The sequence below is a fragment of the Fimbriimonadales bacterium genome (assembly GCA_035559795.1).
In the GTDB taxonomy this organism is placed as follows: domain Bacteria; phylum Armatimonadota; class Fimbriimonadia; order Fimbriimonadales; family ATM1; genus DATMAR01.
Genome location: DATMAR010000003.1, coordinates 350112 through 370389, shown reverse-complemented (window position 1 = coordinate 370389; position 20278 = coordinate 350112). Strand labels below are relative to the sequence as shown.

Annotated in this window: 16 protein-coding genes; 10 read left to right on the top strand and 6 right to left on the bottom strand. The window is 48.4% G+C overall.

Features of this window, described 5'->3' with window-relative positions:
• Positions 1-4 precede the first annotated feature (4 nt).
• The 6 genes from dprA to VNK96_02315 all read left to right on the top strand — a co-directional run bounded on the left by dprA (position 5) and on the right by VNK96_02315 (position 6329).
• On the top strand, positions 5-1045 hold the full coding sequence (gene dprA / locus VNK96_02340; protein ID HWP30554.1) for a DNA-processing protein DprA: 1041 nt from the start codon (positions 5-7) through the stop codon (positions 1043-1045).
• Positions 1042-2103, top strand: a complete 1062-nt coding sequence (locus VNK96_02335) for a hypothetical protein (protein ID HWP30553.1) — start codon at positions 1042-1044, stop codon at positions 2101-2103. The genes dprA and VNK96_02335 overlap by 4 nt, the downstream gene beginning before the upstream one ends.
• 9 nt (positions 2104-2112) lie before the next feature.
• Positions 2113-3951: an APC family permease gene (locus VNK96_02330; protein ID HWP30552.1), complete on the top strand. Its 1839-nt coding sequence runs from the start codon at positions 2113-2115 to the stop codon at positions 3949-3951.
• Positions 3948-4733, top strand: coding sequence for an STAS domain-containing protein (locus VNK96_02325; GenBank protein ID HWP30551.1), 786 nt, complete (start codon positions 3948-3950; stop codon positions 4731-4733). Before VNK96_02330 ends, VNK96_02325 begins: the two co-directional genes overlap by 4 nt.
• A 9-nt stretch (positions 4734-4742) precedes the next feature.
• A complete protein-coding gene (locus tag VNK96_02320) occupies positions 4743-5597 on the top strand; it encodes a menaquinone biosynthesis protein (GenBank protein HWP30550.1) in 855 nt (284 codons plus the stop codon).
• A gap of 63 nt (positions 5598-5660) precedes the next feature.
• Positions 5661-6329, top strand: a complete 669-nt coding sequence (locus VNK96_02315; protein HWP30549.1) for a hypothetical protein — start codon at positions 5661-5663, stop codon at positions 6327-6329.
• A gap of 172 nt (positions 6330-6501) precedes the next feature.
• Here the strand turns inward: VNK96_02315 and VNK96_02310 are convergent, their stop codons facing one another.
• The 6 genes from VNK96_02310 to VNK96_02285 form a co-directional block, all read right to left on the bottom strand.
• Positions 6502-7230 (bottom strand): dolichyl-phosphate beta-glucosyltransferase, encoded by a 729-nt coding sequence (locus VNK96_02310; protein ID HWP30548.1) that lies wholly within the window; start codon positions 7228-7230, stop codon positions 6502-6504.
• A gap of 30 nt (positions 7231-7260) precedes the next feature.
• On the bottom strand, positions 7261-8265 hold the full coding sequence (locus VNK96_02305) for a D-cysteine desulfhydrase family protein (protein HWP30547.1): 1005 nt from the start codon (positions 8263-8265) through the stop codon (positions 7261-7263).
• 25 nt (positions 8266-8290) lie between these two features.
• The gene (locus VNK96_02300) at positions 8291-11581 is read right to left on the bottom strand and encodes a PDZ domain-containing protein (GenBank protein HWP30546.1); all 3291 of its coding nucleotides are present in this window, start codon (positions 11579-11581) and stop codon (positions 8291-8293) included.
• 78 nt (positions 11582-11659) lie between these two features.
• Positions 11660-12802, bottom strand: a complete 1143-nt coding sequence (metK, locus tag VNK96_02295; protein HWP30545.1) for a methionine adenosyltransferase — start codon at positions 12800-12802, stop codon at positions 11660-11662.
• Between the two features lie 71 nt (positions 12803-12873).
• Entirely contained in the window at positions 12874-13296 is a 423-nt protein-coding gene (locus VNK96_02290; GenBank protein ID HWP30544.1) for a hypothetical protein, read from the bottom strand.
• Positions 13297-13475: 179 nt separating this feature from the next.
• Positions 13476-15446, bottom strand: coding sequence for an S-layer homology domain-containing protein (locus VNK96_02285; protein HWP30543.1), 1971 nt, complete (start codon positions 15444-15446; stop codon positions 13476-13478).
• 205 nt (positions 15447-15651) lie between these two features.
• Between VNK96_02285 and rlmN the strand changes: the two genes are divergently transcribed.
• Genes rlmN through VNK96_02265 form a run of 4 tightly spaced genes read left to right on the top strand, consistent with a single transcriptional unit; the run spans position 15652 to position 20271 of the window.
• Entirely contained in the window at positions 15652-16770 is a 1119-nt protein-coding gene (gene rlmN, locus VNK96_02280; GenBank protein ID HWP30542.1) for a 23S rRNA (adenine(2503)-C(2))-methyltransferase RlmN, read from the top strand.
• Positions 16767-18440, top strand: coding sequence for an LPS export ABC transporter periplasmic protein LptC (gene lptC, locus VNK96_02275; protein ID HWP30541.1), 1674 nt, complete (start codon positions 16767-16769; stop codon positions 18438-18440). The genes rlmN and lptC overlap by 4 nt, the downstream gene beginning before the upstream one ends.
• Before the next feature lie 2 nt (positions 18441-18442).
• Positions 18443-19159 (top strand): LPS export ABC transporter ATP-binding protein, encoded by a 717-nt coding sequence (lptB, locus tag VNK96_02270; GenBank protein ID HWP30540.1) that lies wholly within the window; start codon positions 18443-18445, stop codon positions 19157-19159.
• Positions 19156-20271: an LptF/LptG family permease gene (locus tag VNK96_02265; GenBank protein ID HWP30539.1), complete on the top strand. Its 1116-nt coding sequence runs from the start codon at positions 19156-19158 to the stop codon at positions 20269-20271. Before lptB ends, VNK96_02265 begins: the two co-directional genes overlap by 4 nt.
• The last annotated feature ends 7 nt before the right edge of the window (positions 20272-20278 follow it).

Here is a 20278-nt window from a genome sequence, read left to right as displayed (position 1 = left end):
AAAAATGCGCCAAATCAGTTTTTGGCAGGCACTCCTTTATCTCGATTTGCCTACAGAACAAGCGCATAAACTCTTTTCTCAAATCGAGCATGAATGTTTTTCTTTAGAAGATTTGCGCGTTCATCATGCACTCCCTAAACAATTCCGAGAGAAACTTCAGAATTACGTTCCTCCCCAATTACAGGAAGGCATTCGATTGATTTCCATAGAGGATGAAGAATATCTATCGAATTTGCGCGCCATACCTTATCCACCGTTGGCTTTGTATGTAAAAGGCAAGTTAGCTTTAGAAGGAGATGTGGAAGAAAATTCGTGTGCAGTCGCGATCGTGGGAACGCGCAAGGCGACGACATACGGAAAAGCAGTCGCGCGACAACTCTCCAATACTTTATCGAAAGCGGGAATCACGGTTATCAGCGGGGGGGCTTATGGGATAGATGCACAAGCGCACGAAGGAGCATTGGAATGCGGAGGAAAAACGATTGCGGTGTTGGGCTCGGGAGTGGATGTCGTTTATCCTGCATCGAATCGTTCTCTATTCGAGAGAATCACAGCACAAGGGGCACTCGTCAGCCAATTCGAGTTAGGAACGAAAGCGGATTGGTGGCGCTTTCCGTTGCGAAATATGCTCATTGCGTCTTTAGCGAACGCGGTAATCGTAGTGCAAGCGCCGGAAAAAAGCGGTGCAATCGGCACAGCGACGTTCGCTGCCGAACAAGGAATTCCCGTTTTCGTAACGCCGGCTCCTATAGATGATTTATCGCATCGAGGAAGTTTTCGTCTTATCAACGATGGAGCGACTCTTTTATATTCTCCGGAACAGATTTTCGATGAACTCGGTGTGGAGATTCGAATCAAAAAAGAAGAACCGAAACTTTCGAAACAGCAAGCGAGCATATTGCAAAGACTTTCTCGTGAACCGTTGCTCGTGGATACGTTGAGCGAGCAACTGGAACTACCGGCTGGTGTCGTTTTAGCCGAGTTGACGGATTTGGAACTTCAGGGTTTGGTTGCGAAAGCATCCGGAGGTTACGTTCGCTTGTGAAAGTCACATGGTTCGACACTCGAAAAGAAGTTCCGAAATGGCATTCAGCAGAGTTTCATGAGGAAAAGCATTTATTAAGATATCTGCCTGGTGAACCTCGAGCGCCTTATTTGATTCCCGCGTTGGTAGATATGCACGTCCACGGCATTAACGGCATAGATGTGATGGATGGGGATATCGAACAGATGGCGATGGAGTTGAAAAAAACGGGAATCGAATGGTTTTGCCCGACGACCATATCGGCTTCATTCGAGAAACTTCGCAGTCTGTTAGAAAAAACTGCGACGAATCGAAACGGAGTGATAGGGTTTCACCTCGAAGGTCCTTACTTGAACGACAAATACGCTGGTGCACAGCCTGCGCAATTTTTCCGAAAACCGAACATATCGGAAATCAACGAATATTTTTCAGAGCATCTGCATAAAATCTCCGTAATGACACTCGCACCGGAACTTGAGGGGGCGCTGCAAACCATAGAGTTCCTGAGTAACGAAAAGATTATCGTAAACGCAGGTCATACCGACGCGAATTACGAAATCATGCAAAAAGCATTCGAGAAAGGACTGTCCGGCATAACGCATTTTTATAATGCGATGCGACCATTTCATCATCGTGAGCCGGGATGCGTAGGATTCGGGTGGATGAACAATATCAATTGCGAAATCATTTACGACCGGATTCACGTCAGCAAAAACGCTATGGATATCTTATTAAAATTGAAATCTATCGAAAACATCGTTGCTGTAAGCGACGGTACGAAACTGAGCGGCACGCCAGATGGCACAGAAACCGAGATGTGGGGTCGAACTGTAAGGAAACAAAACGGTGCTTCGAGGTCGGAGGACGGTACTTTGTGCGGAAGCGCGGTTACTCTTTTCGACGTGTTTCAAAATCTTTGGCGAGATTACGCATGCGATAAAACTATTTCGGTTCTGGCGTGTTCGTATAATCCTCGCAGAATTCTCAGACTGCCTCCTCCCAAACTTTGGCTTCTCCTCGATGAGAATGCCAATATGCTCGATACGTTCGAAGGCGAGTTGAGTTTTGCGTTAGAATAAGCAGGTTTTATGCCAGTTCTGTCGCAGATTAAACGGCTGATCGTAGGGGCACCGATTGCCACTTCCCGCGCACATTTCGAACGATTAGGGGTGTTTTTCGGTTTGGCGCTATTAGCAAGCGACAACATTTCGAGTGTCGCTTATGCATCGGAAGAAATCCTCGTGATGCTTTCACGTGCGGGGGAGGCTGCGCTATCGTATGGGCTTTATATAGGCATTGCGATTGTGCTCTTAGTTTTGATTGTGCTTTTCAGTTATAGCAGAACGATTATCAACTATCCTCAAGGGGGGGGAGATTACCGTGTGGCGAGTGATAATCTCAATTCGTTTTTCGGTCGAGTAGCTGGGGCGGCATTGCTTTTGGATTATACGTTAACGGTGGCGGTGTCCGTGAGTGCAGGGGTTTTGGCAATCGTCTCGGCGTTTCCTGCAATCCAACCGTATACCGTGCAGTTAGGTTTATCCGCAATTTTACTTTTGACAATTGTAAATCTTAGGGGGACAAGAGAAAGCGGGATAGTCTTTGCAATACCTATATATTCGTTCGTATTTTTAATGTTCAGTTTGATTATCCTCGGCTTTTTTAAATTGGGTGCAGGAATTGTCGAAGGCGGACCGACTATCGCTTATCGAAGGGAGCATTTCGAGGCGTTGAGTTTTTGGTTACTCTTACGTGCATTTGCAGCAGGTTGTGCAGCATTGACCGGAATCGAAGCATTGGCAAATGGGACTATGATATTCAAGCCGCCGGAAGCAAAAAATGCTCTCAAAGCGCTCGCTTGGCTCGGCGTTATCATGACAATCATGTTTACAGGTGTTACATGGTTAGCGACGCATTTTCCTATTCGAATTATGACTGCGGACCAGGAGGGCTATAAGACTGTCGTTGCTCAACTTGCGGAATTAACTTTCGGTCCAGGTAGTGCTACGTTTTTTGCGGTCCAGTTTGCAACTATGGCGATTCTCATTCTAGCTGCGAATACCGCTTACGCAGATTTTCCGCGCTTATGCAGTTTCATCGCTCGCGATAGTTACCTACCGAGACAACTCGCTAACCTCGGCGATCGACTCGTTTATCAAAACGGTATTATTATCCTCGCATTACTCGCGGGGGGGTTGATAGTTTTCGCTAAAGGGGATACTCATCGTCTCATCCCGTTATACGCATTAGGCGTTTTCACGGCGTTTACTTTAGGGCAAGCCGGTATGACACTTAGACAACTAAAAAACAAAATGTTGTTGGGTGCTTTCATTAGCGCTATAGGAATGACCGCTACCGGTGTCGTATGGTTCGTTATTCTAATCACGAAGTTCGTCGATGGAGCATGGATGGTCGTGATTGCACTCAGTGTTTTGTTGCTCACTTTCTGGGCAGTGAAAAGACATTACATCTCGTTGGCAAGACAACTACAACCCACAGAAAACGATGTCGTTCCAAAACTGAAAACCAGCGTTATTTTGCTCGTCCCGCCTATTATTCATAGAGGAATTCTCAATGCTATAGCCTATGCACGTACCCTTAGCAAAGACTGTCGTGCAGTTCACATCGCACCGAACCTCGAAATGGCGGAAAAACTCAAACAAGAATGGGACAAATATGCGCCTGACATTCCCTTGGTTATTTTGGAATCGCCATACCGCTCGCTGGTAGAACCTCTCGTGGAGTATATAGATGAAGCAGTAGGTGAGGAGCGCAACCACATGCTCACGGTCATCGTTCCTCAGGCAGTGCCTGCAAAATGGTATCATGCGATATTGCACAATAACTCTGCGATACCGATAAAACTCGCACTCGCAGGCAGGAGAAATGTCGTAGTAACTAACGTAAAGTACTTTTTAGACGAATGACAGTCGAATCCGTTGGTGACATCATTAAATTGAGCGGCGATTTAACATCGAATCAATGGCAGGCTATTAAAACTGCAGCAAGTTTGTTATTGAAAAAACATCCCCAAGGAATTGTCGTAGATTGCAGTGGCTTGCGAAAGGTCACGGAAGAGGGCGCGCAAACATTCTATGACATGATGGTTTACATCCAGTCTAAAAAAGCACGCATCATCGTCGCTGCGGTCCCTGAACATGTTCGCAAAGTGATTTCGCACGTTCCCGACATCCGCTCGGAGTTGGCAATTGCGGGAACCGTAGACGAGGCAAGACATTCTTTAGATTTGCTTCAGGAAATTCGCGAAGAAAAACCGAAAAAGAAACATACGACAGGCACACTCTTGCTCTCCTTGTGTGGAAGTGGTGCGGACTCTCATGCAATCGCACTTGCCGCATGCATCGCCGAGATGCGTTTGCTTTCCGTAGAAGCAATCTATGCCCTCGTGGTTCCTCGTGCTCTTCCATTGGATACACCTCGTAGCGAGGAAGAAGAAAAGGCTGCGCAAATTCTCCAACAAGCCGTGGATACTCTTTCTCGTAAAGGGCTCGAAGTGAATCCAGTTATAGAAAGAGGCAGAAATGTCGCCTCAACGCTCGAAAAAGTTTGTAAAGAATGCAACAGCATCGTTTCCATTATTTCTCTTCCTCCTCCAGACCCTCGTACAGGTGAACCCCGAGCGACTATCGAAGAGGTACTCGAGCGTTTGCCTTCCGAAGTAATTTTAATTCGCGAACCGAAGAAGTAATCCGGTAATATGAATCTCTTCATGGAAACCGTGCGAATAGGATGTGTTCCATTTCTCAATGCGGTTCCGCTCATTTCTTATTTTTCGACATCGCACGGGATGAACGAAGCAGAGTTGCAATTAGGTGTTCCGACAGAATTGGCGAGATGGATTGAATCAGATTTTACAGCAGCATCTCTCGCAAGCAGTTTTTATGCGTTCTCACAAGAAAATATGCGTGTAGCAGATGCTATATCCATAAGTTCTCGCGGTCCTATCGAGAGTGTTCGATTGTTTTCGAAAAAATCCTTCGAAGAAATCGAGACTTTATCTCTCGATGCAACTTCGATGACTTCGAATCAACTGGCGCAAATTATCCTTGCTGAAAGATTCGGGATTCGTCCAAAAACGTTTCTTGCCCCACCGAATTTGAAAGCGATGCTCGAACGAACGGATGCTGCTGTTCTAATAGGAGATATAGGGCTTGCCGCAGAACATAGAGGTTTGCATGTCATGGATTTGGGTTCTGCATGGGAAGAGATGACTCGTTTGCCTTTCGTGTGGGCTCTTTGGATAGGGAAAGAAAAACTCGACGAGAAAGTTGCCGGAATGCTTTTACGCGCAAAACGGTATGGCATCGAGAGATTAGTACCCATAGCAAAGGAAGAGGCAGAAAAACGAAACTTGCCCTTGTCTATGTGCTTACGTTATCTCATCGAAATAGTGGATTACGAATTCGAGGATAGCCATAAACGGGGATTGGAACTGTTCGGTGAACTTTGTGTAAAGCATAAATTGAGTCACGAAAATCATTCCCCTACTTTCGTTCGCGCCGCGCAAGACATGCCCAGTGATGCGAAACCCACAAAAGGTCACTTCGTCTAATCGTCGGGTGAACTTTGAGATTCGAAAAACGTAATACTCTATAGACCCAATCGGAGGTATCGCATGAAAAACAAACTTTGGCTGACCCTAATTGCATGTGCCCTTACTTCGGCATTCGCTTTCGCTCAGGCTCCTGGCCCTGGAAAGCCTGGTGGCGCAGAAAGAAAAGACCCTGGTGCTTCTTTACAGAAAGGAGAACGAAAAGCACTGGGAGAAATTTCACGCCCGATTACCCCGTTAGCCCTCATTCGCAGACCGGCAGTGCAGCAAGAATTAGCACTGACTCCTGCTCAGTTGAATGCTCTTCAAGAGCGTTTGCGAGCCTTGAGACCCGACCCGAATCAGAAAACAAGAGGACGCAACCCTGCTGAAACCCTCGAAAAAGCAGAGGGAATCATCAAGGAAGTCCTCACTCCTCAACAAATCAAGCGTTTGGAAGAAATCTCCTTACAACTCGAAGGACCGAGAGCACTACTTCGTCCAGAGATTGCAGATAAGGTCGGGCTATCCCCTCAGCAAAGGGAAAAGATTCGTGAGATTTATCGAAACGTCGGTCGTCCTACAACCCCGCGTGATGTTCCGCAAGGACCCGAGGGACGCGAGCAGTTGCGCGAACGTATGAAGGCTCAGCGGAAAGAGCTCGAAGAAAAACTCCTCGGAGTGTTGACACCGGAACAGAGAACTCGTTGGCAAGCGCTTTTAGGGAGACCTTTCGAACGTAAAAATAGATAGGACGCTTATGCATATTTAGTTCCTTCACCACATAGATTAAGAGCATGGGCAAAAATGCCCATGCTCGTTTTATTGAGACCCGTAGTTTGTGATATGCCATTTCGGTAAATATGCATAACCTTCGAAATCTTAGAAGGCTCTTTACGAATATCTGGCTAATCCATTTATGACTTTATCGCGAAGTGCTCTGTAACCTCGAACGAAAAGTCAAACGAAGCCAAATCAAGTCTTTCAGCATTTTGATACCGTCAATGAGCAAACGCACTTTCGACCCTTCTTGATGAGACCAGCGCACAGGCACTTCAGCGATTTCGAAACCGAGTTCTTTTGCGATAAGAAGCGCTTCGAAATCGAAACTGAATCCATTGAGACGGCAACGTGAAAAAATTGCTTTTGCCGCCTCGTAGGAAAATAACTTAAAGCCGCATTGCGTATCCCAAATGCCGGGAATCGCAAACCATTGAACGACGCGATTGAACGCTTTGCCTGCCAATTCGCGATACCAAGGTTGATGAATCTCGATACGCGTCCTATCTAATGCGCGACTACCGATGACGACAGGCTTTCCCGCTTCGAAAAGTTTTTGTACTTCCTCGATAGGAGTTGCCAAATCGGCGTCGCACATCAAAAGCCAATCCGCTTCGAGCATTAGCATTCCAGTTCTTACTGCATATCCCTTTCCTCTGTTCGGGGTGTACGCATGCAACGAAAAGCGATGATCTTGTTCCGAAAACTTTTGTACGATTTCGTTCGTTCTATCTGTGCTTCCGTCGCTTACGACGAGCGCAACGCAAGAATAGGGAACAGAATCGAAGAACGCAGCGATGCTTTTCAACGTTTTTTCGATTCGAGGTTCTTCGTTGTAAGCGGGAATGACAACCCCTAAGTGCGGACGAGTCACCGCGTTTTTTTCCACCTACGCAAGTCTACATTATTCCGGTTCGCGTCCTTCTGCGAAGAGAACCGGAAAACCACCTGTATGCCAAAACAGAGTACGCCCTTCCAATTCTCCCTTTTTCGCTAAGTCTAAAACTCCTGCAAAGGCTTTTCCGGTGTAAACAGGGTCGAGGAAAATGCCTTCTGTTCTTGCGAGAGTTCGAATGGCTTCTTGAGTTTCGGAATTCGGTACTTGATATCCCCCACCGTGATATTCCATTCGCAAATCGAAATCCTCTTGGGTGAGTTTCAGTTTCGTTCCTGTTAAAATCTCGAGACCTTTCGCGATTTCGCAGAAATCTTCGACCATTTCTGGTTCGTTGTCCGTGCATATGCCGATCAGTTTCGTTTTTACTCCCGCTCTTCGGACGGCGAAAGTCAAGCCCGTTTGTGTTCCGCCGCTTCCGCTCGCTACGATAATTTGGTCAAACGGTGGGGATTGTCGGCATAGTTCATCGAACGCAATCAGATATCCCAACGCCCCGATAGGATTGCTTCCCCCCCCTGGTATTTCGTAGACTTTTTTCCCTTTTTTTCGCAATTCTTCGGCAAGGGTGTGCATGTGATTTTCCATTTCGTGAAAAGTTCCATCGGGGAGTACGTGAATGTGTGCTCCGAGCCAGTGATTCAGGATCATATTTCCGCTAATTTTTTTCGGTTCGCTCCAGTTTTTCGGTCGCGTCTCTCTTCCGGGAGCGGGATAAGGCCAATGCATGACGACGGCATGGAATTCGAGCCCGTACATTGCGCAGACACCGGCAGTTTGACGAACGAAATTACTTTGATATGCGCCTCGTGTTACAACGGTGTCCGCGCCACTTTGGAGGGCGTCGTAAATAAGAAATTCGAGTTTTCTCCCCTTGTTTCCACCTCCTGCGAATCCGGTCAGGTCGTCCCGCTTGATGTAGAGTTCGATTCCGAGTCGTTGTGAAAGACGCTCGAGTTTATGAAGCGGGGTAGGCGAGCAGATGAGCGGGATGCGCAGATGGTGCATTGTCATTAAGCATAGATGTCACGAGATTTATTTATTTATCGATAACTCCCGGGAAAGGAGGCTCTTTCGGTTTGCGGGGGGGATTTTTCTTGAGTTCATTGAGCAAATACTCGATGGCAGCATCCAATTGAGGGTCTTTGCCTTGTGCGACGAGATCCGGACGGTTGTCGACTTCGATATCCGGTTCGACTCCTATGTTTTCCACTACCCAACGTGGTCTGCCTTTCTCGTCCAAGTCCCACATTGCGAATTGAGGAACGGTAATTCCACCACCGCACATCAAGTCTCGTACACCCATAATGCCAATCAAGCCCCCCCAAGTTCGCGTTCCGATTAGAGGACCGATGTTGCGCTTTTTGAAGAAATAAGGGAAAGCATCCCCCCCAGAACCTGCATATGCATTAATGAGCATCACTTTAGGACCTAACATCGCGGCGCTCGGTGAACGAAAACTTCCCAAATCCCGAGGCTTCCAATAGGTCAGAAGTTTCCGGCTGAGTTTTTCGATGAAGAAATCGGGGATGAATCCGCCACCGTTGTAGCGCTCGTCTATAATCATCGCGTCTTTATCCACTTGGGGATAAAACATTCGCCAAAATTCCACGATTCCGCCAAAAGCAGTATCGGGAACATGCACATAAGCGATGCGCCCGTTCGATTTTTCTTCTACGTATTTCCGACGGCTATCGATCCAATCTGCATAACGAAGTTCTACGTCATCTGCAATAGGTCGAACGAGAATCTTTCGGGAGCCTTCTTCACTCGGTGTGGAGTTAATCGTGAGTTCGACGAGTTTGTTTGCCTTTCCTTCGAGAAGGTCGTCTAAACTGGTGTTCGGTCCGAGTTTGATTCCGTCAACTGCAAGAAGAAAATCTCCTTCCTTCACGTTGAGTCCGGGTTCTCCCAATGGAGCACGACGGTTCGAATCCCATGGATGTCCTCGATAAATCTTTTTGAAACGCAATCCTTGCGCGGTGTTCTCGAAATCTGCTCCCAACAAACCGACTTGCGGACCGGGGCGAGCGCCGAAACCGGTGCGAAGAAGATAGGCATGTCCTGTTCCTAAATCTCCTAACATTTCCCATAGCAATTGGTCTAAATCTGTTCGATGCGCGACATGAGGTAGCCATTTCGCATAACGCTCTCCAATGGCTTGCCAATCGAGTCCTGCGATGTTGTCTGCCCAAAAATAATCTCGAACGTATCGCCACGCTTCCCAATAACCGTGTTTCCATTCAGCGCGCGGGTCTATTCTTGCCTCTACGTCGTCCGTTCGCACGCGTCCATCCGTAGTCTTTTGATTAGGAGCCACGGGCACCACCCCGACTGCGCTTCCGGATAGGTACGCCATTTTGTCGTAATTCGGCGTGAAAGCGAGTGCAGAAAAGCCCGAAAGAATCGGCGCGGATTGTTTCGATTCTAAATCGAACGAAAATAGCGTAGGAGATCCCCCTTGCATCCCGAATGTCGGTGCAGAAGTGTACAAAATTTTTCCTTTAGGAGCGGCGACGAGTTGGTAACTTCCGGGGGGGATAGGAACGACGAACACGCGTTCATGGATTCCCTGCGTTTCGATTTCTACTTTCGGAGGTTCTGGTTTTCCGGGTTGTTTTTGTTCTGGTTTCTGCTCTGGTTTTTGTTCTGTCGGTTTTTGTCCTTCGCCTTCTTTCGCTTTTTCTTCTATTTTTTCCCCTTCGTCTTTAGGTGCGAACGGAGAAGGTGTTTCTTTTTTCAACGTCCAGCCTAAAATCATGTCCGTGTTCGTCGCTATGGGCGATAACTCGAAAACGTCGCTTGCAAAGCCGATGTTCCTGCGCGAGACGAAAAAGAGATATTTGCCGGTAGCGTCGAAAACAGGATTCGTATCGTCGAACATTCCTTCGCTGATTAATGTTTCTTGTCCTTTTTCGACATCGTAAATGTAAATTCTACTGAAACCAGTAGATTCTGAGCGACTGTAAGCGAGCCATTTCGAATCGGGAGACCAAACCGCATCGCCATATGCAGGATATTCAGGCTTGCCGATGGTTTTTTTCTCTTTCGTTTCGATGTCTACGATGTAGCCACGATTCGAAGAATCCGTATAGAAAAACTTTTTACTGTCCGGTGACCAAACGGGGGGGTTGAGAAAACGGTTGCTGCCTTGCGTGATTCGGATCGGCTCTTCCGATAAATCGGATTTTTGAATATAGAATTCGTATTCGCCGGTTTTATCACTGGCAAAAAGTATCCATTTCCCATCGGGAGACCAGCGAGGAAAGCGCTCTCTCGCTCCGGTGGTATTCGAAAAGTTTTTCGTTACACCTTCTTTTACGGGAACACTGAAAAGTTCACCTCGCGCTTCGACTGCGACTCGCACTGCTGAAGGTGAAATCGTAACGTCGCGCACATTTCCTGCAAGCGAAACTCTTCGCGGACGAGTCTCCGGCAAATCCGTAAGAATGCGAACTTTGACTTCTCGAATCTTTTCCGTTTCGATATCGAGTGTCCACAGTTTCCCTTCACGCACGAAAACGATTTTTCCAGAACCATAACTGGGCCATGAGATATCGTATTCCGTAAAGTGCGTGAGCTGTTTTTTCCTTTGCGCTTTCGTGTCATACACATAGAGATTTCTTATGCCATCGGAATCGTTTACGTAATAAACGCGATGGTCTACCCACATGGGCCATAAATAAGCCGAACGGTCGCCTTTTTCGTGCGGCAATTCCCAATAACGGTTCGTGGAAGGTTCGTAAAAAGAAATCCAACTTTGCAGACCGCCTCTGTATCGTTTCCAAGTGGCGAATTCCGTGGAAATGCGATTATAGGCAAATGCCTTTCCATCCGGTGAAGGAGAGAGCAGGCCGGATTCGCCCATGGGAATGACTTCAGGGGTTCCACCTTTTATCGAGATCGTAAACGCTTCACGGTAGCGCCCATTCTTGCTCTCGCGAGGTGAAATAAAAATGATCGATTGCCCATCAGGCGTCCATTCGACGACTTGGTCTGTATCGGGGTGCATGGTGAGACGCTTCGGTTCCCCCCCCTGGCTTGGGATGATGTAAACATCGGAGTTTCCTTCGTATTGACCGGTAAAGGCTATCCATTTTCCATCAGGAGAAAATTTCGCCGTCCATTCGAGACCAGGGCTCGTCGTGATTTGACGCGCTACCCCCCCCTCGTCAGGAACGAGCCACAAATTGCCGCCATAGGTGAAGACGATTCTTTCACCGTAAATGTCGGGGTATTGCATCAACCTCGCCTCTTCCAGAACTTGCGAAGGGGGAGTCAGGAATGTCGAAAATGTAGAAAATATGAGAAAAAGTGTGGCTGTGTTCATTTTACTCCTCGCTTTTGATAGAAATAGAATACCGATAGAATTGTCTGAAATGTTTCAGCGTTGAAAAACATAGATGATTTACAACAAATCCTTTGCTGCATCCGTGTTTTCCCATGGAAATTCAGGGTGTCCGAAATGACCATTTTTCGCCGTGGGAAGATATTTCACTTTCGGCGAGCGAAGCCCCAAATATTCTGCGATGGCGCGTGGGCTAAAATCGAACCGGTTTTTGATTTTCTCCTCGATTTTTTCAACGGGCATCGTTTCTGTTCCGAAAGTTTCTACCGAAATATGGATGGGTTCTGCGCGCCCAATCGCATACGCGAGCGCAATCTGGACTTTTTTCGCAAGTCCGGCAGAAACGACGCATTTTGCAACATGACGCGCCATGTACGCACCGCTGCGGTCGACTTTCGTCGGGTCTTTGCCGCTAAATGCCCCCCCACCGTGGGGACAAAAACCTCCGTATGTGTCCACGATGATTTTTCTGCCTGTCAACCCGCTGTCCGCAGTCGGTCCTCCTCTTACGAAACGACCGGTAGGATTGACGTGATATTGAATGTTATCGGGAATGTCTACGAACATGTGATATTTCTCGAGCGCTGGGCGAATGATCGTTCGCAACGCCCTCTCCTCCACTTCCTCACGACTCAGTTTATCTTCGTGTTGACAAGAACAAACGATAGTGTGTATCGCTTTGGGTTTCCCGCCTTCGTAAAGAACGGTAACTTGGCATTTTCCATCGGGACGAAAACCGAGTTCCGGACATTCTCTTTTTACTTTTGCATGTTGTCGCATGATTGCATGCGCCAATGCAATGGGGAGTGGCATGAGTTCAGGAGTTTCATCGCAGGCGTATCCGAACATCATTCCTTGATCTCCTGCCCCTCCGGAATCCACTCCGATGCCGATATCTTCGCTTTGTTCGTGAACGGACACCAAAACCCCGCATGTCCGTCCGTCGAGCCCTAATTCTGCGTCCGTATATCCGACTTCGATAATCGTATTGCGAACGACCTCGGTCATATCCACGTAGCCTTCCGTTTTGATTTCACCCGTAATCACGGCGAAACCCATGCCGAGGAGCGTTTCGATAGCAGTGCGACTTTCTGGGTCGCAACGAAGGCATTCGTCTAAAATCGCATCGGAGATTTGGTCGGCGACTTTATCCGGATGCCCCTCACTTACGCTTTCGGAAGTGAATAATTTAAAATCTCCCACGAAGGCGAAGTATACATCCCTCGTGGGTTAAATTGATTCGCAAGCGAGTAGTTTTTTAGACGAGCAGGTTTTTAAACTTTCAAATCGAGTACTGCGCTAACACCGACTCCTATCACGCGCTTGATTTTGCTCACGTCTTTCGCTTCTACAGGAATCAATGCTCGAACGCGCAATTCTCTTCCGAATAATGCGCCTTCAACTTGTGCTACGGCTCTTACCTTTTTCACCAAACTCGGTGGACCCATTACCTGCGCAGCGCCTATATGCGTTCCTTGACCTGCCGACAAAATGGGGACGACTTTTGTCATCATCTCTTGAGAATCGGAAAAACCTTGAATCTTGTTGATGCCTTTATTGATGTCTTTTCCGAACCGATCAATAAGAAGAGCGATTCCGCCGACTTTTATGATGTCACCGATATCGATTTGAGCGATTCCGAATGCGACCGTTCCGAGGGCTAAAAAAGCGCTTCCGATGATTTTCCAGCGTTTCATGATTTACCTCCTTGTCTCGATGTGAAATTCGAGAATTGTTGGGTTTATCGAAAATGCGAAATTCGGGTTACGAGAATCCATTCTCGATTCTTTGGTTTCACCTCGAATTCCTCTTTATATACGAACGAAGCCGGTCAGGAGTATCCATGACCGGCTTCGCTGAGGTGATGGGAGATGGGTTAGATCTTCTTAGACCATTGGACGGTCGCTAATCCACCTTTGAAGTCGGTACCGAGGCCGAAGTCCACGTCGCTGAATTCATAGAAGAACTTTACGAAGTGGTCTTTTTCGGGTGTCCAGCGGAATCCCGCTCGCCACCACATGTACTCATCTTCAGTTCCGGTATCGAAGTCGAACTTCACGAATTCAGCGCCGAGCATCGCTGTCCACGATTCACCGATCTTGAACTCGATGTCTCCCATGATTCCGGTGATGTCGTCATCTTCATCGAAGAGAACCATATCCGGGTCAGTGCTGTCGCGAAGACCAGTGAAGAAGTAGCCGGAGACGTTCGCTTTTACGTTCTCGCTGATGTTGACGTTGAGTCCACCATAGAACCCTTCGTTGTCAATGGGGTTCCAAAAGATAGCCATTCGTCCCCAGTCGCCGGGAGCAGCGAAGTAGGGTTCGATGCGGCGCCAGCCGGCATAGAGACCCCAACGTTCGGATTGCCAACCGATTTGAGCCCACCATGCAAAGTTCTTCTCATCGAGAGCAGTGCTGGTGTTGTCCATCCAGTCGGAGCGGCTGTAGCCACCGTTGAGCACGATGTTGTCCGTGATGTCGAAGTTCACTTCGCCACCCCAGACGGTGATTCGGTCAGCAGGGGTACCGGTTCTCGGTTCGAACCCAGGGGCAGCCCAATCCAAGAAGATGTAGTTGAGCATGATATCGCCTCGTTCGCCGATGTCTATATCTAAGTTGAATCCAAGGGTGGTGTCAACTACTATAGACCCGACGGGGAGTCCAACACCCGAGCCGAAGTTGAATTGACCTCCAGAGAAAATGGGCCAGATGGTGGTGCCATTCGTGTCACTTCGTCCGACTTTTCCGACCCAAACGTCGAGGTCAACGGCTCCCCAGTCGAAGCCAACTCGACCTCCATCGAAATACCAGTTGTGGTCGTCCCAGCGCCAGTTTTCGAAGTACGGGGTGTTATCCACGCGGTAGAAGAAGTACTTTCCGGTTTTGAATCCGATTCGACCGATTTCGGCTTCGAATTCCTGACCGCCAATCGAAGTGTTGTACTTCACGCCAAGGTCTTGGATATACACAGACTCATTGACCTCGTCGAACGGAAGCCCGAGTTGTGTACTGCCTTGGTCCCCGAAAAACGAGGAATCAGGAAAGCCGTCGCCGTCGACATCATTGTAACCAAGCAAGTTTCCTACTACGACGGTTGCATGCCATTGAGGTCCTGTGTCGTTCGTTCCGGCGAACTGCAAAGCGAGTTCATGGCCCATTTGCAAGTCTCGGGTGATGCCTGCAACGTCAAGAATGCCATCGCCATCCCAGTCTCTAGCACCGAGGATACGGGCATCGACACCCAGGCCGAACAGACCATCGGTGCTGTGGGCACCAATAGCGATGAAGTTCACGTCGCCATGAATATCAACTGCCGGCTTCCTTTTCTCGAGTGCTTCGACCCGAGAAGCGAGGTCGGATAGGTCTTTCTTCATCGCCTCGACATCTACGCCGAGTTCAGCCAAGTCCTTTTGGAACATGTCTGCCATCTTCTTGAGGTTCTCGATGTCGTCACCCCAGCCGCGCATTCTCTGCATGTCGGATTGGAGGGAAGCGAGTTGGTCTCGAAGGGCAGCGAGGTCAGCCTTAGAAGCGTATCTGTCGTCGAGGTCTTCGATTTTCTGGTTAATTGCGGTGATTTGGTTAGACAAATCCCCAACCATTTGTTTCAGGCGTTCGTAAGCCGCGTTGATAGCGACCGCCATTTCATAGCGGCTCGCAGGGCGGCCTCCCCGGAAAAGACCGTCCGGATAGCCGACCAGAATGCCCTCATTTTTCATGTTGAGCAGTTGCTGGTAAGCCCAGTGATACTCCGGAGCGTCGGGGAAGTTTTCTTGAGCGAAAGTGGGTGCGAAGAGCACCGTTATAAACGCTGCGCCGAGCGCGATTTTCAGCGTTCGTTTCATTTTCGACTCCTCCTTGAGTTTAGATTGATGCTCGAACGCCTTTCAGCCTCTCATCCCGGATGTAAGAGTCTCCACGTTTCCTCTCGTACACCGAGCCGAAGCCTCCTGACGTTCGGCTGTGCGATCTTCTCGACCGCACAAAACCCACTATACAACATTTTGCAACCTGAGTCAAGGGGAGGGTCTGGGGTGTAAACTTTTTGTTGTGATTTCTCAATCCCCGCCTGACCGGAAACCTGTGCTTTGCGGGATGAGCAGCGAAGAATTGGTGGCTTTTTTATGTCCGATTGCCACTTATTCCGAGAGCAGTAGGCTCTCGCGGGTAAGGGGGAAGCAACTCGCTGCCTGGATTTACCGAAAGGGGGCGGAGAGTTTCGAGGAGATGACGGATTTGCCGGTTTCTTTGCGAAAAGAACTGGAGTCGAGAACTGTCATCAACAGCGTGAGGAGTGTGGTTTCTCAAAAATCCAACGATGGTGTTATTAAATTGTTGGTCGAATCGGGGGGGGACAATCAGCGATTCGAATGCGTTTTGCTGCCCTACGAAAATCGCGTCAGTTGTTGTCTCAGCACGCAAGTGGGGTGCGCGATGGGATGTGCTTTTTGCGCGACGGGATTGGGTGGATACGATAGAAACCTGACTGCTGGGGAAATCGTCGGGCAGTATCTTCTTTTGCAGAAACTTTCTTCGCAGCGAATCTCGCACGTCGTATATATGGGAATGGGTGAACCATTGCACAATTACGATGCGGTTTTGAAATCTCTGCGGCTTTTTCATCAAGAAGTCGGATTGAGTTATCGCCACATCACCGTTTCGACAGTAGGGCTCGTCCCTCAGATTCTTCGATTGGCGAAGGAACGCCTTCCGATACATTTAGCGATTTCTCTGCACTCGCCTTTCGATTCCGTGCGGGGGCAAATCATGCCGGTAGCGAAAAGATGGAGCGTGCAGGAACTCCTCGGGGCATGCAGGGAATATGTATCCGCTACGAAAAGGAAAATTACGTTCGAATATCTTCTCTTGGAAGGAATCAATGACACAGTAGAACAAGCAGAGGCTCTTTCGGAACTCGTTCGCGGAATACCGTGTTTCGTTAATCTGATTCCATTTAATTATGTGGAAACGGAATCAGGATTTCGGCGTCCTTCCCCCGAAAGAATAAAAAGGTTCAGAATGACTTTAGAAAGACGAGGTGTGGCTGTAACGCAAAGAGTGGAAAGAGGTCAAGACATAGCCGCTGCATGCGGTCAATTGAAAGGCGAACACGAGGGAAGATTTGCAAGAAGGAGAACGTTATACGCCTTACCGTCTATTTCAGCATGATAGTATTCGTTCTTTCCGCTGTTATATGGAGTTGCGGGAAGCATCCTTCGCCGGAACAAGTTGCCGCGAGCTCCGAAGACGAATACAGCCCGAGGCTCGAAATTGTTTCCTCTGCTGTGGATATGGAAGTGATTTCGGAATCGGGAGAAAAGTTGTGGGCATTGAAGGCGCACCGTGCCGATGCAACTTTGAGCAGAGAAGAAAAGCGAGGGAAACTCACAGGTGTCGAAGTTACGCTTTTTCAAGAGAATCTTCCTTATTTGCGTATTACATCGGAATACGGTTGGGCGGATGAAAGCGAAAAGAAATTCGACTTGAGGGGGAAGGTCTTTGCCGAGACGAACGATAAACGCACTAAACTGCAATGTGAGAGAGTATTCGGTTCTGCGGATGCTGGAAATATAGCCGCATCGAACAATGTGCGGTTGATCTATGACGGAATGTCTTTAGGACCTGCAGACAATTTGAAAGCGCGTTTTTCGAAAAAGAAGGGAAAACTCGAAGAGGGAGCGCGTTTGGAATGGGTTACTTTTCAAGGGCAAGACGTTTGGTTTTCGGATAAAGCGAGGAACATGGTCATTTCGAACGTAGTTTCGGGAGAAGTGCGCACGATACAAGATGGAAAGTTTATCGAGATGCGGGCGGAGGGGAAACCGGTTCGAGCAGTTTGGTCGAAGGAAGGTTTGACGGTTACAGCGGAAAGCGTGCACGGGATATTAGAGCCGGAAAGCACAGAGGGGGGGGAATCCTATCGGCTGCTCTCCGCGACGTTTCAGAACAAAGTTACGGGGCAGATGCAGACGAAATCCGCGCGCGTAGGAGTAAAGCCGACCCCGAGAACGATAAACGTCAAGGCTCCGAAAGCAGTTTATGAACGCGAGAAATCTACGCTTACACTTACGGGGGGGGTCGTCGTTCGTTCCACTCATCCGTCCGTAGTGGGTGTTTTGCGGGCTCCGACGATTTCCGTGCATTTCAAACCCGACACGTTCGAAGCACAACGCATCGTAGCATCAGGGGAAGATATCACTTATTCCGATGAACTAAGCGATTTAGAAATATGGGGCTTGCGACGCATCGAAATTCGTGAAGGGGAGACGAAACAGACACGCGACATCGAAGGGGAAGGAACGCCGCTCCATTTGCGATTTCCAGCAAGGGGTTTCGAAGTATCGGCAAATAAAGTCGAAGGGACTTTCGATGCTCGCGAAGAGGCGATTCCTGCCGAGCAACGACTCGAAACGGCGAGATTTTCAGGCGGAGTCAGCGGGAAACTTTCCGGGAGCGCAAAGGATCGGAGGGGGCAAATTCGAAAATGGACTGCCTATTTGCGATGTTCGGAAGTGCTCTATTCGAAAGGGTCACGGACTTTGACATTGTTGGGGGGGGTAGAAATCGAAGGAGACCATCCCCTGCTGGGATTCGGCGGGGGGATGGCTTCCGCTCCTAAGATGGTGGTGAAATTCAAAGAAGGAACTTTCGAGCCGGAATCTTTTCGAATGGAACGCGCTGGTGAAAAAAAGATAGCCGCAGAATCGAGCCTGCGTTTAACGGATGTTGAATTTCAGAGCAGAATTTCTGAAGGAGAATACCCCTTCCGTATGGTTCTCCATTTTTGGAGGGAACTGGTTTTCGCAATGGAGTTTCGCGTATTACGGCGGTATGAGTGAAGATGATCATACGAACAGAACATCTCGCTAAAAGTTATAGAGGGCGAAAAGTCGTCAACGATGTTTCGCTGCATATCGAAACCGGTCAAGTGGTGGGGTTGTTAGGACCGAACGGTGCAGGGAAAACGACGACGTTTTACATGATTGTAGGTCTTATCAAGCCTCAAGAGGGGAGAGTGTTTTTAGACGATAAAGAAATTACACGCATGCCGATGTATGTTCGCGCTCGGTCTGGAATCGGCTATCTACCGCAAGAGGCATCGGTCTTCCGTCGTTTGACCGTAGAAGAGAATCTGCGGTTGGTGTTGGAGATGCAAGATCGCCCTCGTAAAGAGCAGGATAAACGAATCGAAGAATTGATGCATGATTTAGGGATGAGCCATTTGCGCAATTCTATCGGGGGTTCTCTTTCGGGGGGGGAAAGGAGGAGAGTGGAAATTGCGAGGGCGCTCGCTTGCGATCCGAAGTTCATCCTTTTGGACGAACCCTTCACGGGAATAGACCCGAGAACCATCGAAGAACTTCAAGCGATTATTCTCAAACTCGCCGAGCGCGGCATCGGAATCTTAATCACGGACCATAACGTAGGCGCGACGCTCGGAATAACCGACCACAACTACATTTTGGTAGACGGGAAAATCATCGCTCAAGGAGAGCGTCAAGCCATCGTTTCGAACCCTGAAGTGCGAAAGCATTACTTAGGGGAACAATTCAAATGAAGTGGCTTTTGCATCGCTGGATTTATCTCGAGATGATAGGCCCTTGGATTTTAGGGGTTGCTTTATTTACAGTATTGCTTGTTGCAGGTACGTACCTGTTTCGTTTAACGGATTTAGTCGTCAAGGGAATCGAAGTCACGACGGTCGTTACCTTGAGCATTTATTATTTACCTGCTTTGGTCGTGAAGACTTTTCCCATGGCGGGGCTTTTGGCGGGAATGCTCGCGTTCGGCAGACTTTCGAACGATTCGGAAGTAGTCGCTGCGATGGCAGGGGGGGCAAGCTTTTTCGATTTGATGAAACCCGTTGCGGTTTTCGGGTTGGTGATTTCCGCTTTATCGTTTGTCATCAACGATTTCGTCGTTCCTCGGGCGAGCATCGAGGCATCGCTCCTCCAGGATAAAATCACGAGGCGATTGCGACAAACCAGCGGCAATCCCCACCATCAACCTGTCTTCATCAACGGAAAAATGCGAGGACAAATCGTTGCGCGCGATGTTTCTATCGACACCGGAATGATGTACGACGTATTGATTGAATGGTATACGCCAGACAATAATCCCGACTGGATTTTGGTTGCAGAACAGATGCTTTATACACCCGAAAAAGAATGGAAGATTCGAAAAGGAAGAGTTTTGTATTTCGACCGTCAAGGGGGGGTTACTATTTCGAGGTTCGAGACAGCAAATCCTCCCAAAGGAACGCGTTTCGAGTTTACTCCTCGAGACGTTTTTACTTTGCGCAATCGAGACCCCGATGCGCTTTCCATGCGTGAATTAGGCGCGGAAATCGTTCGACTCAAGGAAAAGAAACTTGCACCAGAATCTAAAATTCGCGATTTGGAAGTGGATTATTGGACGAAAATTTCTTTTCCTTTAAGCGGCGTGATATTCGCTCTCGTAGGAGCACCAGCAGCGGTACGAAGAACACGGCAAAGTTTTGGAGTCGGCGTGGCAGCAAGCACGGCGATTATCTTCGGATACTATATGCTTTACAATTATTTGACGATTATCGCAAAAGGAGGTCTAATCTCTCCGGTTACAAGCGCATTTCTTCCGGTAGTAATCGGCACAATCGTTGCAGCGATGCTTATCTGGAGTAAAAATCGCTAAAGGGAAA